At 70.0% G+C, this 14,425-nt stretch carries 14 protein-coding genes; 3 read left to right on the forward strand and 11 right to left on the reverse strand.

Annotated features, from left to right (window positions below; translation table 11 throughout):
* Window positions 1-15 precede the first annotated feature (15 nt).
* Window positions 16-852, forward strand: coding sequence for a type IV toxin-antitoxin system AbiEi family antitoxin (locus tag G6N49_RS22900; protein WP_011854194.1), 837 nt, complete (start codon window positions 16-18; stop codon window positions 850-852).
* Between the two features lie 53 nt (window positions 853-905).
* Here the strand turns inward: G6N49_RS22900 and G6N49_RS22905 are convergent, their stop codons facing one another.
* The 9 genes from G6N49_RS22905 to G6N49_RS22945 all read right to left on the reverse strand — a co-directional run bounded on the left by G6N49_RS22905 (window position 906) and on the right by G6N49_RS22945 (window position 8,685).
* A complete protein-coding gene (locus tag G6N49_RS22905; RefSeq protein ID WP_083044578.1) occupies window positions 906-1,388 on the reverse strand; it encodes a DUF456 domain-containing protein in 483 nt (160 codons plus the stop codon).
* Window positions 1,385-2,074, reverse strand: coding sequence for a methyltransferase domain-containing protein (locus G6N49_RS22910; RefSeq protein ID WP_179967861.1), 690 nt, complete (start codon window positions 2,072-2,074; stop codon window positions 1,385-1,387). Before G6N49_RS22910 ends, G6N49_RS22905 begins: the two co-directional genes overlap by 4 nt.
* Window positions 2,075-2,114: 40 nt before the next feature.
* Window positions 2,115-2,819 carry a haloacid dehalogenase type II gene (locus G6N49_RS22915; RefSeq protein WP_234786955.1) on the reverse strand — a complete coding sequence of 235 codons (705 nt, stop codon included), beginning with the start codon at window positions 2,817-2,819 and terminating at the stop codon, window positions 2,115-2,117.
* Window positions 2,816-3,781: an NADPH:quinone oxidoreductase family protein gene (locus G6N49_RS22920; protein ID WP_064876202.1), complete on the reverse strand. Its 966-nt coding sequence runs from the start codon at window positions 3,779-3,781 to the stop codon at window positions 2,816-2,818. Before G6N49_RS22920 ends, G6N49_RS22915 begins: the two co-directional genes overlap by 4 nt.
* A gap of 2 nt (window positions 3,782-3,783) precedes the next feature.
* Window positions 3,784-4,647 carry an SDR family oxidoreductase gene (locus G6N49_RS22925; protein ID WP_011557519.1) on the reverse strand — a complete coding sequence of 288 codons (864 nt, stop codon included), beginning with the start codon at window positions 4,645-4,647 and terminating at the stop codon, window positions 3,784-3,786.
* Window positions 4,648-4,721: 74 nt separating this feature from the next.
* Window positions 4,722-6,143, reverse strand: coding sequence for an aldehyde dehydrogenase family protein (locus G6N49_RS22930; protein ID WP_064876204.1), 1,422 nt, complete (start codon window positions 6,141-6,143; stop codon window positions 4,722-4,724).
* 71 nt (window positions 6,144-6,214) lie between these two features.
* Window positions 6,215-7,006, reverse strand: coding sequence for an SAM-dependent methyltransferase (locus G6N49_RS22935; RefSeq protein WP_011557517.1), 792 nt, complete (start codon window positions 7,004-7,006; stop codon window positions 6,215-6,217).
* The gene (locus G6N49_RS22940; protein ID WP_064876205.1) at window positions 7,003-7,941 is read right to left on the reverse strand and encodes a class I SAM-dependent methyltransferase; all 939 of its coding nucleotides are present in this window, start codon (window positions 7,939-7,941) and stop codon (window positions 7,003-7,005) included. Before G6N49_RS22940 ends, G6N49_RS22935 begins: the two co-directional genes overlap by 4 nt.
* Window positions 7,942-8,049: 108 nt before the next feature.
* Window positions 8,050-8,685, reverse strand: a complete 636-nt coding sequence (locus tag G6N49_RS22945; protein ID WP_011557515.1) for a TetR/AcrR family transcriptional regulator — start codon at window positions 8,683-8,685, stop codon at window positions 8,050-8,052.
* 165 nt (window positions 8,686-8,850) lie between these two features.
* On the opposite strand from G6N49_RS22945, the gene G6N49_RS22950 reads away from it, so the two are divergent.
* Together G6N49_RS22950 and G6N49_RS22955 are read left to right on the forward strand one after the other, a co-directional pair.
* The gene (locus G6N49_RS22950; protein ID WP_064876207.1) at window positions 8,851-9,417 is read left to right on the forward strand and encodes a TetR/AcrR family transcriptional regulator; all 567 of its coding nucleotides are present in this window, start codon (window positions 8,851-8,853) and stop codon (window positions 9,415-9,417) included.
* A gap of 31 nt (window positions 9,418-9,448) precedes the next feature.
* Window positions 9,449-11,605, forward strand: coding sequence for an FUSC family protein (locus G6N49_RS22955; protein ID WP_011557513.1), 2,157 nt, complete (start codon window positions 9,449-9,451; stop codon window positions 11,603-11,605).
* A gap of 2 nt (window positions 11,606-11,607) precedes the next feature.
* Here the strand turns inward: G6N49_RS22955 and G6N49_RS22960 are convergent, their stop codons facing one another.
* A complete protein-coding gene (locus G6N49_RS22960) occupies window positions 11,608-12,594 on the reverse strand; it encodes a pirin family protein (protein ID WP_011557512.1) in 987 nt (328 codons plus the stop codon).
* 36 nt (window positions 12,595-12,630) lie between these two features.
* Complete coding sequence (locus G6N49_RS22965; RefSeq protein WP_011557511.1) at window positions 12,631-14,385, reverse strand: phosphoenolpyruvate--protein phosphotransferase; 1,755 nt, start codon at window positions 14,383-14,385, stop codon at window positions 12,631-12,633.
* Window positions 14,386-14,425 lie beyond the last annotated feature (40 nt).

A 14,425-nucleotide genomic window follows, 5' to 3' on the forward strand; every position in this document is an offset into this window, starting at 1 on the left:
CGGCATGCTGCTGCCATGTCCGAGCCGTTCATCGGCAGCGCCGCCCTCGAGGCCGGCGCTCTGACCCGCCACGCGCTGCGCACGCGGTTCGTTGCGGTCCACCACGACGTGTACCTCCCGCGGGACGCCGAAGTCACCGCCGTGGTGCGCGCCAAAGCGGCCTGGCTGCGGACGCGTGGTCACGGCGTGCTGGCGGGCTTCTCGGCCTCGGCCTTGCACGGCGCGAGGTGGATCGATCCCGGCCGACCCGCGACCGTGATCGACGCGAACAGGCGCCGCACCCGTGCACTCGAGGTGTGGGCCGACCGTCTCGAGGACGACGAGATCGGGGAAGTCGACGGGATCCGCGTGACCACTCCCGTCCGCACGGCGGTGGATCTGGCGCGGCGTTATCCGTTGAACACCGCCGTCGCGGCCATCGACGCGCTCGCCCGAGCGACCCGAATCTCGGTGGACGACGTCATGGCCGCCACCTTTCGCCCCGGACGGCACGGCATGTCCCGGGCACGCAAGGCCATCGAACTCGTCGACGCGGGCGCGGAATCTCCCAAGGAGACCTGGCTTCGACTGGTGATCATCCGAGCCGGGTTCCCACGGCCGGAAACGCAGGTCCCCGTCTACAACGAATACGGCGTGCTGATCGGGGTCGTGGACATCGGATGGCAGGACAGGCGACTTGCTGTCGAGTACGAAGGCAAGCACCACCGAATGACCCGCAGCGCATTCGACAAAGACATCCGCCGGCTGGAGGAGATGATCGAGTGCGGTTGGAGCGTTGTGAGGATCACCGCTGCCGATTCCGAAGCGACAGTCGTTCGGCGGCTGCGGGTCGCCTGGGACCGGCTTGCGTAACGTCACGGCGATCTTCGGGTCGGAATTCCGCCCCAGCGTTACGCAAATCGCTACTACGTCAGGTAGACCCCGACCGCCCACGCCACCGTCGCGAGCAGCGCGCCCGCCAACTCGACGCCCACCGACAGCGCGACGCCCTTGACCGCATGCACCGTCGACGCCCACGCCACCCGCTGGTCGCGGCGCACACCGAGTTCGGCCACGTACACCCCGCCGACGAAACCGATCACCAGCCCGAGCACGGGGATCACGAAGAACCCGATCACGCCCAGCACACCGCCGGCCACCAGGCTCATGGTCCGCACGTCGGCCGCACGCATCCGCCGCATCGGCCAGAGGTACTTGATCAGCAGCGCCGCCCCGAGGATCACGGTCACCACGCCGAGCGTCACCCACGCGGTGACGTTCTGCTCGACGACGGCCCACACCGCGATGGCGCCGAACACCAGCAGCGTCCCGGGCAACAGCGGCACCACGATGCCGACCATGCCGACGGCGACCGCCAACGCGACGAGAAGCAGACCCCCGGTGCTCACGGTCGCCGACCGCGCGCCCACTGGACGGTGCCCATGGTCTTCGTCCGCACCCCGACCAGGCCGAGCCCCTCGAGCGCGTCGCCCAGTTCGTCCTCGTCGAACACCCGCGCCCCGGCGTTGGGCAACACGTTGATCAGCCGTGCCATCTGTCCCGCGGTCGGCACCATGACGGCCATGCGCCGACCGGGTCGCAGTACCCGCACCATCTCGGCCATCGCGGCCGTCGGGTCGGGGATCAGCTGCAGCATCGCCACCGAGACGACCGCGTCGACGGATTCGTCCCGCAACGGCAACCGTTGGGCGTCGGCCCGGATGAACCCGACGTTCGGACCCGCCTCCGCCCGGACCGCGCGCGCCAGCATCGGCTCCGAGATGTCGACGCCCAGCGCCAGTCCGCCCGGACCGACCACGCGGCCCAGTGCCGCGGTGATGTTGCCCGGGCCGCTGCCGACGTCGAGGGCCACTCCCCCGACCGGCACGTTCAGCCACTCCAGCGGTAGCTGCCACGCAGCCGACACCCGCCGGATCACCGTCTGCGAGTTGTCGTAGAGCAGCGATCCGAGCCGCGACGACCACACCGCCTGGATCGTTCCGGTGTTGCGGTCACCGCCGTCGGTCAGCAGGTCGAGATATCCCTTGCTGACGTCGGGGTGTTCGGGCGGGTCGGCGAGCAGCCGTTGAGCCATGGTCAGCGCGGTGTCCACTCCCCCACGGTACGCTGCCCGGTCATGCCCCGAGCTGGTCCGCCAGATCAAGAAAATCGCTTGCCAGCACGTCGAATTCGCCCTCGGCCGGCATCCGGACCTGCCGTCCGGGGCCGTATTCCAGTGGCCGGGACACGTATGCGGTGCGCAGACCCGCCTCGCGTGCGGCGCGCAGATCGGATCGGTGCGCGGCGACGAGCATCAGCTCATCGGGGGCGACGTCGAGCAGGTCGGCGCAGCCGAGATAGGCCTCGGGGTCGGGTTTGTAGTGCCGGAACAGTTCGGCCGACAGGACGCAGTCCCATGGCAGCCCGGCCCGCTTGGCCATGTTCGTCAGCAGTGACACGTTGCCGTTGGACAGCGGGGTGATGACGTAGCGGCGTTTGAGCCGCGTCAGTCCCGCGACGCTGTCGGGCCACGGGTCCAGCCGGTGCCAGGCCCGGGTGAGCTCGTCGACGGCCTCGTCCCCGACCGAGATGTGCTCGGCGGCAAGCAGATCGACGAGCGTCATCCGGTGTAGGTCGTCGAGTCGGGTCCACGGCAGCTCACCGCGGCGCACCCGGTCCATCGACGGCACATAGCCGGCCCGCCAGGCGTCGGCGAACGCCGCCCAGTCGGCGTCCACCCCGTGCGCACGCCCGAACTCCTCGAGTTGGGCGATGACACTGGACCGCCAGTCCACGACGGTCCCGAAGACGTCGAACGCCAACACGCTGACGCTCGTCACGGTTGCAGGACCAACTTGCCCTTGATCCCCCCGTCGGCCAGCGCCTGCAACGCCGCCGGACCCTCGGCGAGCGGATAGCACACGGGCGGGGGCGGACGCAGACCCGCCTCGACCAGGGCCGCCAATTCGGCGCCGACGGCAGCCTGCGCACTCGGGTTGCGCCTGACGAATTCGCCCCAGCCGACCCCGACGACGCTCACGTTGCGCAGCAGCAACCGGTTCACCTTCACGGTGGGTATGCCGCCGCCCGCGGCGAATCCGATCACCAGCAGCCGCCCCTCCGGAGCCAGCACCCGCACCGCGTCGTCGAAGGCGGGACCGCCGATCGGGTCGACCACGATGTCGACGCCGCGCCCGTCGGTGGCGTCGAGGACGGCTTGTCGCCACCCGTCGGTCAGCGGCAGCACCACGTCGGCGCCCAGACCGCGGATGAACTCCTCGGCGCCGGGACGGTGAACCATCGCGATCACCTTGGCGCCCTGCGCCTTCGCGAGCTGGATGGCCGCGGTGCCCACACCGCCGGCCGAACCGAGCACCAGCACGGTCTCCCCCGGCGTCAGCCCGCCGCGGCGGGCCAGGGCGAACTGCATCGTGTAGTAGTTGCCCAGCAGCGCCGCCGCCGAGGCGTCGTCGACCCCGTCGGGCGTCGGAATCACACTGTCGGGCAACGCCGCGACCCGTTCGGCGAAACCGCCCATCAACGTGAACGCCGAAACCCGTTGCCCGGGCACGAATCCGGACGAGTCGGGCGCCGACCGGACCGTACCGGCCACCTCCATACCGGGGATGAACGGCGGCTCCAGCTTGAGCTGGTACTCACCGCGCAACAGCAGGAGGTCGGGAAAGCAGACGCCGGCCGCACCGACGTCGATGATCACCGCCTCGTCGGAGACGGGATCATCGACATCGGTGTAGACCAGACCGGATGGCCCCGAGAGTTCCTGCGCGAGAAGCGCTTTCACAGTCAGCCGAGCTTGAAGCTGGCCTGCTGCGCTGCGGACAGATCGGTGATCTCACCCCACCGGGACGCGACGTCGTCGAGGGTGGGCACCTTGGTGAAGGTAGTACCTTCGTTCTGAAAGAGCGCTGCCCGTTGTATTTTGCCGCCGCCGACGATGAAGATCGAGTCGGTGTCGGTCAGTTCCTCGGTCATCAGGTGCGCGACGACCGGCGCGACGTACTCCGGCGTGAGCTTCTCGAAGACCTCCGGCGGCAGGATGTCCTGCGTCATCCGGGTCGCGGCGATCGGTGCGACGGCGTTGGTCTTGATGTTGTACTTCGCGCCTTCCTGGGCCAGCGTGTTGATCAGGCCGACGAGGCCGAGTTTCGCTGCGCCGTAGTTGGCCTGGCCGAAGTTGCCGAACAGCCCGCTGGTCGAGGTGGCGACGACGACGCGGCCGAAGCTCTGCTCACGGAAGTGCGGCCACGCCGCACGGATCACGTTGTACCCGCCGTACAGGTGGACCTTGAGCACCGCGTCCCAGTTCTCGAACGTCATCTTGTGGAACGTGCCGTCGCGCAGGATGCCCGCGTTGCTCACCACGCCGTCGACCTTGCCGAACTCGTCGATCGCGGTCTTGATGATGTTCTCGGCGCCCTCGGGTTCGGCGACGGAGTCGTAGTTGGCCGCGGCCCGGCCACCCGCGGCCTTGATCTCGTCGACGACCTGATCGGCCATCGCCGATCCGGCGCCGGTGCCGTCGCGCGCACCGCCGAGGTCGTTGACGACGACGGCGGCACCCTCGCGGGCGAGCGTCAGCGCGTACTCACGGCCCAGCCCTCCGCCGGCTCCGGTGACGACGATGACGCGATCCTGCACTCCTGGCATGGGTGTCCTTTCGGGTTCAGTTGTGATTTCGGCGTGCTCGGTCGCGCTCAGCGCGACCAGGCACGCCGAAATCGCTAAAAGAGGCGACGGGCGAGTTTCCAAGCCTTCTCTGTATACGGCGGGTAGATGAAGGCGCCCACGTCGGGTCGGGTGGGCTTGGTCATCACGGTCTTGTGGTGGCTGAAAGTCTCGAAGCCGAACCGGCCGTGGTAGGCGCCCATTCCGGACGGGCCGACACCGCCGAACGGCAGTTTGCTCGTGGCGAAGTGGAACAACAGGTGGTTGACCACCATGCCGCCGGACGACACGTCCTTGACCACCCGCTCGCGGATCGCCTTGGTCTTGGTGAACAGGTAGGCCGCCAGCGGTTTCGGCCGCGCGTTGACGAAATCGATTGCCTGGTCCAGGGATTGGACGGTGACGATCGGCAGGATCGGTCCGAAGATCTCGTCGGTCATCAGCGGTTCGGCGGGATCGGGGTCGACGACGACGGTCGGCTGGATGCTGATCTTCGACGCGTCCGAACCGCCGCCGATCACGACGTCGCCCTTGGTCGCGGCCAGCGCGGTGGTGAGCCGGTCGAAGTGCCGCTCGTTGACGATGCGCTTACCCTCGGGGTTCTCGGACTCGAACGTCTGCACCGCGGCCTTGATCTTGTCGACGAGCTGATCGCGGATCTTCGCGTCGGCCAGCACGTAGTCGGGGGCGATGCAGATCTGTCCGGAGTTGATCAGCTTCGTCCAGGCGATGCGCTTGGCGGCCACGTCGATGTCGGCGTCGGCGGTCACGATCACCGGGCTCTTGCCGCCCAGTTCCAGCGTCACCGGGGTCAGGTGCGGGGCGGCGCCCTCGTAGACCTTGCGGCCGATCTCCGTACCGCCGGTGTAGAGCAGATAGTCGAATCCCTGCGCGATGAGTTCCTGGCTGACGGAGCCGTCCCCCTCGACCACGACGATCGCCTCGTTGTCGAGGTAGCGCGGCACCAGATCGGCCATCAACGCCGAGCAGGCCGGCGCGACCTCGGAGGGTTTGAGCACCACGGTGTTACCGGCGGCGATCGCCCCGACGGCCGGACCCAGCGTCAGCGCGAACGGGAAGTTCCACGCACCGATGATCAGCACCGTGCCGAACGGTTCGTACTCGACCCAGCCGAGCCCGGGCAGCTGCGAGAGCTCCAGCATCCGGTAGCGCCGCCGCGTCCACTTGCGCACGTTCTTCGCGGCGTCCTTGGCCTCACCGGCGACACTGGCGATGTCGGCCAGCCATGCCTCGAAGGGTTTGCGGCCGAGGTCCTGTTCGAGCGCGGCGGCGATCGCCGTCTCGTTCTCGACCATCAACCGTTCGAGGGCACGCAGCTGGCGTTTACGCCATTCGATGTCGCGGGTGCGACCGGTCGCGAAGGTGCGGCGAAGACGGGCGACGGTGGCGGGGATGTCGGTGTCGGCGTGAGCGGCCTGGGTGGCCTGAGTGGCCTGGGCGGCGGAATCGGTGGTCATGGCTGGTCCTTCCTGACCGGGATGACCCGATCGTAACCAACCGGTTGGCCCGCCCACCGGGCTCCGCGGCGCTAGGCGATTTTCTCCGCGGTCACCAGGGCGGCGTGCGCGGTGTAGGACTGCGCATCGTCGTCGCGCCGGCCCGACAGTTCGGGCAGATGACGGGCCTCCACGACGTCGGTCCACCACCCCCGCGACGTCAGCCAGCCCGGCGCATCGGACCGCCCGGAGCACATCCCGAGCACGTCGTCGAAGGCGATCCGGCTGCCCGCCGCGCTGAGCCCGTCGATCTCGGAGATCAACGCGTCCTGGGTGGCGTCCGGCAGCGGGAGCAGACCTTCGGCCAGCCAGATCGTCGGCTCGTTGTGGTTGAAGCCCGACTCCCACAGCCGCCTCGGCCACGGCATATCGGATTCGACGCCGACCGGGTGCCAGTCCGCGGCCGGCCGGGCGCCGTGCGCGGTCAGCGCGTTCTCCTTGTACCGAAGCACCGTGGGCTGGTCGATCTCGAAGACCGTCATACCGTCCGGCCACGGCAAGCGGAACGCGCGGGTATCCAGCCCGGCTGCCAGCACCACGCACTGGCGGATGCCCTCGGCCGCGGCGTCGGCGAGGTAGGCGTCGAAGAAGCGGCTGCGCATCGCGTGATAGTCGGCGATCTGGTGGTGGGCCGCGGCCAGCGCGGGCACCCGGTCGATCAGTTCGGCAGAGCGCTGCAACACCTCGATCACCTTCGGCCGGCCGAGCAGCACCGCGGCCAGCGGATCGTCGCAGCCGGTGACGCTCGCGACGGCCGCCGTGGTGAGCACCTCGGGGCCGACGCGGGTGGCGAGGCTCGACGTGCCCGCCTCCTGCCGCCTCACGACAGCTTCTCGGCAGTGACGAAGTTGGAAAAAGCATCATCGTCGGTCAGATCGGCGGGCAGGGCCCACCGGTCAAGCCGACGCATCTCCTGCTGCGAGCTGACGGCGGTCGCGGTCCAGCCGTGGGCGTCGAGCCAGTCGGCGACGTCGGCGCGGTCGGGGTCCTCGTAGATGAGCTGCTGGATGTCGAGCGACGCGGTCATGTCGAACTTCTCGGCGATGCGCTCGAAGCGCTCGCGCATCTGCTGGCGGCGGTCCTCGGCCTGCACCCCCGCGGTTTCGGCGGCGACGCGGCTTCCCGGCGCCGACAACTCGGTGATCTGCTCGAACAGCCGGTCCTGGGCGTCGGCGGGCAGGTACATCAGCAGTCCCTCGGCGAGCCACGCCGTCGGCCGGGACGGGTCGAATCCGGCGCCGCGCAACGCGGCGGGCCAGTCGTGGCGCAGGTCGATGCCCACCTCGCGGCGGGTCGCGGCCGGTTCGACACCGTGCTCGGCAAGTGTGGCGGACTTGTACTCGAGCACCTTGGGCTGGTCGATCTCGTACACCGTGGTGCCCGACGGCCAGTCCAGGCGGTACGCGCGCGAGTCCAGGCCGGAGGCGAGGATGACGATCTGGCGGATGCCCGCCTCGGCCGCGGCGGTGAAGAACGCGTCGAAGAAGTGTGTGCGCACCGCCTGGTAGCTGATCATGTGCTCGAAGATGGCGGCGGCCTCGGCGTCGGCCGCGGCGACCGTCTCGACGAACTTCGCGTCGAGGACGGACTCCCAGATACCGGTGCCGGCCCCGGTGACGAGCAGCCTGGCGTACGGATCCCGGATCAGGGCCTCGTCGCGTTCGGTCTCGGCGGCGCGGGATGCGGCCACCATGACGGCGGTGGACCCCACGCTCGTCGCGATGTCCCACGTGTCGTCGGCTGTGCGCAGAGAGCTCATCGGGGTCCTTTCGCCGCACACGAGGCGGCGCTCGGCAAGATCGGGTGGTGACGCAATCTTACCGAAATAGCTTAGGCAAGCTATGTGATTGTGGCCGATCTCACCCGGTCAGGCGTTGAGCTGCCAGAGCTTGTTCGCCATCAGCAGCTCGAACTTCTCGACGATGACCTCGAGCTCCTGCTGACCGCCCACATAGCCGGCATAGAAACCCATTCCCCACATGACCGCGACCAGCATCTCGACGATCGACGGGATGTCGGTGTCGGTGCTGAGCTCGCCGCGTTCGATGGCGTCGTTGACCGCCCACGACACGAATGAACGAGACATCCGCAACGCGTCGTGCTCGTCGCTGCGCAGATCGGGATGCCGCTGCGATTCGAGGACCGAGGTGACGAGAAACGCGGCGGCCGAACGGTCTTCGGATTCGGCGTGCATGGCGGCCGAGAAGAACGCCGACAAACGGCCCAGCAGCGTGCCTTCGCCGTGGGCGCGTTCCATTCCCGCGCTAATCACCCACGCATTGGTCTGTTCGACCACCTCGCGGTAGAGGACGCGTTTGCTCGCGAAGTAATGGTTGATCGCCGGGCGGGTCAGATCGGCCCGGATCGCGATCGCCTGGAAAGTCGCAGCGTCGTAACCGAGTTCGCTGAAGACCTCTCTAGCAGCACGCAGGATGCGCTCACGTGTCTCTGCGGCCTTCGCTGCGGGCGGTCGTCCCGGCCCCCGGCTGGCAGTATGCGGCACAGTCAAATTGTGCCATAGGTAACGTTCTGTACCTGCACGTGGTGTCCTTCGTGCGCCCGAGGCTGCACTTTCAGCAAATCGCGGCGGCGGGCCGCGAAATAGTCGCGGCGGGCCATGTGGCGGCGTCGGCCACAAAATCAGTCGCAGCAACTATTGTTTCGTCTCATGGGGGCGGTGGTCACTCGGGAGGGGTACTTCGAAACGGGCCTCGCGGTGCTCGCCGATCAGGGGTACGGCGGGCTGAAGCTCGCCGAGGTCTGTCACCGACTGGGCGTCACGACGGGGTCGTTCTACCACTACTTCGCGAACTGGTCGGCCTATACGCGTGAGCTCGTCGAGTACTGGCGCCACCATGCCGTGACGCGGATCGTCGAGGCGGTCCGTGCGGAGAAAGATCCGCACCGCCGCGTCGAGACCTTGATCGAGGAGGCGCTCGCGCTGCCGCACGGCGCCGAGGCGGCGATCCGCGTGTGGAGCGCGATCGACCCGGACGTGCACGCCGTCCAGGCCGCGGTGGACCGCCAGCGTTTCGACATCGTGCGGGAGTCGTCGCTCGAGGTCGTCGGCGACGAGCGGCAGGCGGAGGTCTTCGCGCGGTGGTGCGTCTACGTCCTGGTCGGGTACGAGCAGGCCACCATCCCCCGGGACCACGACGCGGTGACGTGGATTGCCGCCGAGATGATCCACACGCTGGACTCCGGCCGTTTCAGCTCACTGTCCGACACCCGCTGAGCGTCGCCGCGGCGGTCTACCATCAGCGGTCATGCTGACCCCGGCCGTCCTGTGGCGCCGGGCCGCCGACCGCATCCAGCGCCGTGACCCCGAACGGGACGCGCTGCGCCGCGCGGGGCGGGCTGCGATCGTGCTGCCGGTCGCCGCGGCGGCGAGTTTCACCCTGGCCGGCGGCACGCAGGCGCCGATGTTCACGATCTTCGGTTCGGTGGCGCTGCTGATCCTCGCCGACTTCCCGGGCAACCGGGCCGCGCGGGCACTGGCCTATGCGGGGCTCGGGTTCAACGGCGCGATCCTGATCACGCTCGGCACCCTGACCGCACCGCATCCCTGGCTCGGGGTCGCGCTGATGTTCGTCCTCGGCGTCGTGGTGACTTTCTCCGGGGTGCTCAGCGAGGTCATCGCCGCCGGGCAGCGGGCCACGCTGATGACCTTCGTGCTGCCGGCCTGCACCGCGCCGGGCCCGATCGACGAGCGGCTCACCGGATGGCTCATCGCGCTGGCCCTCTGTGTGCCGGCCGCGCTGTTCCTGTTCCCGCCCCGCCACCACGACGACCTGCGCAGGCACGCGGCGACGGTGTGCCGGTCGCTGGCGGACTGCCTCGACGGTGACGCGTCGACCAGAGACGTCCACCGGGCGATGAACGCGCTGTGGGAGAACTTCGTCAACGCCGACTTCCGCCCGGTGGCGCTCACGGCGGGCAGCCGTGCGCTGGTCCGGGTGGTCGACGACCTCGGGTGGCTGTCCGACCGCGTCACCGACGACACCGCGGCGCTGCTGGGCGATATGAAGCCGCCGATCGTGCGGGTGCTGCGTGACGCGGCGGCGGTGGTGCGGATCCACGATCGGCAGGTGCGCGCCGCCCGCAACGCCGATCTGGACGCCGCTCTGGACGAGTTGCGCTCGATCGCCCACGGCCGTTATCGGGAGGACATCGAGCAGATCCTCGCGGTGCCCGACGACGCCACCGCGGTCGCCGTCTCCCGCACCCTGCTGGGCCGGCGCACCTTCTCGGCGACGGTCGGGGTGACCGGGCGCATCATCCGCAATGCCGCACTGGCCGATGCGCGTCCGGTGTGGGCGCGGGTGCTGGGGCGACGGCTGCCGCGCACCGGCGCCGCGGACTGGGTGATGCCCGAGACCACCGCGGTCGCGGCCATCACCAAGGGTTTCGTGGCGACCCGGGCCGTGGTCCTGCGCAACAGCCTGCGTACCGGCCTGGGGTTGGCCCTGGCCGTCACGGTCACCCAGGTGTTCCCGGTCGAGCACGGCTTCTGGGTGGTGCTGGGTGCGATGTCGGTGCTGCGCAGCAGCGCACTGACCACCGGCACGCGGGTGTTGCGCGCGGTGGCGGGCACCGCGATCGGGTTCTTGCTCGGGGTGGCGCTGATCGAAGTCGTCGGCGTGGAACCGGCGGTGATGTGGCTGCTGCTGCCGGTGGTGGCGTTCGGTTCGGCCTACGTCCCCGAGATCGCCTCGTTCATCGCGGGGCAGGCCGCGTTCACGATGATGGTGCTGATCATCTTCAACGTGATCGCGCCGACGGGGTGGTCGGTGGGGTTGATCCGGGTGGAGGATGTGGTGCTCGGCGCGCTGGTGGGTGCGACGGTCTCGCTGCTAATGTGGCCGCGCGGCGCCTCGGCGACGGTGACGGCGGCGGTGCGCGACGCCTGTGAGGCGGGCGCCGCGCTGCTGCGGGCCGCGGTGCTGCGGGTCACCCGCGGTTCGTCGGAGCAGGCCGCCGACCGGGTCACCGCACTCAGCCACGCTGCACTGGAAGCGTCCCGAACCCTCGATGACGCTGTACGCCAATATCTTTCGGAGAACGGCGGGAAGACCGACGTGCGGGCGCCCGTCGTCCGTGCAGCGAACCGCGCGGTCCGGTTGCGTGCCGCCGCCGAGCTGATCGCCGACGTCGTCCCGCCGCCGCTGGGGGTCTACCCACAGACGCGCCGGGTGCTCGAAGCGCACGCCGAGCTGGTCTGCCGTCGGTTGGTCGGCCCCGCGCCGGAGGCCGTCCACACACCGCCGATCAGCGACGACGTGGCTCTCGCGCTGCGCCCCGAGGCCGAAGAGAACGACCTGGCCATCTCCGCGGCGCTCCCGCTGGTCACCGTGGCCGCGCACCTGGGCGAGCTCGAGCTGCTGTACCCGCGCGCCGAGCAACCGCTGACCACCGGGCGCTGACGTCAGCGGCCGGACGTGTGCGGCATCAGCGCGTTCGGCGGGATGGTGCCGAACTTGCCGGCCTGGTAGTCCTCGACGGCCCGGATCAGCTCGGACTTCGAGTTCATCACGAACGGCCCGTAGTGGAAGACCGGCTCACGGATCGGCCTGCCGCCGAGGATCAGCACCTCGAGGGCGGGGCGGTGGGAGTCCTGGGTGGGCTCGGCCGCGACGCTCAGGCGGTCGCCGGGACCGAACACCGCGAGCTGGCCCTGCCGGATCGGATGGCCGACCGGGCCGACGGCGCCGCGTCCGGACAGCACGTACACCAGCGCGTTGAAGTCGCGGTTCCACGGGATGTTCAGCCGCGCACCGGGTTCCACGGTCGCATGCGCCATGGTGATCGGCGTGTGGGTGGCACCGGGACCGCGCGCGGGACCGTCCTGGCTGTCGACGTCCCCGGCGATGATGCGGATCAGCGCGCCGCCGTCCTCGGACGCCAGCATCTTGACCTGGCCGCCCTCGATGGCCTGATAGCGCGGTGTGGCGAACTTGTCCTTGCGCGGCAGGTTCACCCAGAGCTGGATGCCGTGGAACAGTCCGCCGCTCTCGACGAGTTCGGCGGGCGGGGTCTCGATGTGCAGGATGCCGGAACCGGCCGTCATCCACTGGGTGGCGCCGTCGGTGATCAGGCCGCCGCCGCCGTGGGAGTCCTGGTGCGCGAAGCGGCCGTCGATCATGTAGGTGACGGTTTCGAACCCGCGGTGGGGATGCCAGTCGGTGCCGCGGGGTTCGCCCGGCTCGTATTCCACCTCGCCCATCTGGTCCATGTGGATGAAGGGGTCGAGGTCGGCGGCGCTGACGCCGGCGAACGCGCGGACGACGGGGAAACCCTCACCTTCGTAGCCGCGGGGACCGGTGGTGATGGAGCGGACGGGGCGTTCGGTGTCGGACGGCGCGGGCGCCGTCACGCGGGGCAGGGTCAGGGTGTCGGCGGTGATGGCAGGCATGTTCCGATCAACCGGACTGCGGTCCGATTCATTCCGTCACCCGAGGGCGGCGAGCGCGGCGGCGCGCGCTTCGGCGGCGGTCGCCGTGGCCAGCACCGCCTCGGCCGCATCGCGGCACTGCTGCAGGGTGACCTGGGCCAGCCTGGCGCCCACTCCGGGAACCGCCGCGGACGCGGCGGACAGCGACGTCACGCCGAGACCCGCCAAGACGCAGGCGAGCGTCGGGTCGGCCGCCGCCTCACCGCACACGCCGACGGGTTTGCCCGCCGCGGCGCCGGCCCGCACGGTCATCGCGACGAGCGCGAGTACCGCCGGCTGCCACGGGTCGGTGAGCAATGCCAGGTCGGCCGACATCCGGTCGGCGGCCATCGTGTACTGCGCGAGGTCGTTGGTGCCGATCGACAGGAAGTCGACGTGTTCGAGGATGCGGTCGGCCAGCAGGGCGGCGGCGGGCACCTCGATCATCACCCCCGGCGTCAGCCCGTGGCGGCGCGCGGCGGCGGCGAAGTCCTTCGCCTCCCCGGCGGTCGCGATCATCGGCGCCATCACCCACGGTCGGGTGCCGGTGCGCGCCGCCGCGGCCGCGATACCGGCGAGTTGCCGTTCGAGGATGCCCGGGTTGCCGTGGGCGATCCGGATGCCCCGCACACCCAGTGCCGGGTTGGCCTCGTCGCGGTGTCCGGCGAACTTGAGCGGTTTGTCCGAACCGGCGTCGAGCGTGCGGACCACGACCTTGTGCCCCGCGAAGGCGTCGAGCACCTCACCGTAGATCTCGGCCTGCTCGTCGACGGTCGGTTCGGTGTCGCGGTTGAGGAAGCACAGTTCGGTGCGGAACAGGCCGACGCCTTCGGCCGGCGTCTCGCGGGCCGCCCGCGCCGCGGCACCGTCCTGCACGTTGGCCAGGATCGCGACGGCATGGCCGTCGGCGGTCGCCCCGGGCCCGGCCCAGTGCGCGGCGCGCTCGGCCTCGTGCCGGGCCGCGGCGACGGCCTCGGCAGCGGCCACCTCGTCGGGGCCGACGGTCACCGTGCCTGCCGTGCCGTCGACCAGCACGAACGCGCCGGCGGGTACCGCGTCGAGGCCGTCGACGGCGACCACGCACGGGATGCCGAGCTGACGGGCGATGATCGCGGTGTGACTGGTCGGGCCACCCAGTGTGGTCGCCAGCGCGACGATGAGCGTGGGATCGAGACCCGCGGTGTCGGCGGGGGCGAGGTCCTCGGCGCACAGGACCGACGGGACCATCGGCAGCGGGACACCGGGTTCGGGCAGCCCGCTGAGCTCGGCCAGCACGCGGTCGCGGATGTCCTGCAGGTCGGTGACCCGCTCCGCCATCAGCCCGCCCATCTTCGTGAACAGGTCGACGAACTGGGCGACGGCTTCCCGCACCGCGCGGACGGCCGGGGTACCGCCGGCGATGCGTTTCTCCGCGGCGCCCAACCAGGCCCGGTCCTGGGCAAGGGTCGCGGTGGCGGCGAGCACCTCGGAGGCCGCCCCGGTCGAGTGCGCGGCGCGGTCGCGCAGGCGGGTGGCGACGGCGGTCGCCGCGGCGCTGAAGCGGGCGGCCTCGGCGGGTCGGTCGGCGTCCGCGATCTCGGCGGCGGTGTCCTCGACGACCGGCAGCCGGCCGGGCCGGACCACCGGGGCGTACTGCACCCCGGGAACGACGGGCACGCCGCGCAGCACCGTGCCGGCAGTGGCGTGTGATGTGGGCGCAGATGAAGCGGTCATGTGAACCAGGTTACTAAAAAGTGTTGACAAGTCAACACGAACGGGGGTAAAACCAAACATAACCAAGCACCTTCCCGCCACTTCCCACATAAACGGAGCT

The organism is Mycolicibacterium monacense, from assembly GCF_010731575.1.
GTDB lineage: Bacteria > Actinomycetota > Actinomycetes > Mycobacteriales > Mycobacteriaceae > Mycobacterium > Mycobacterium monacense.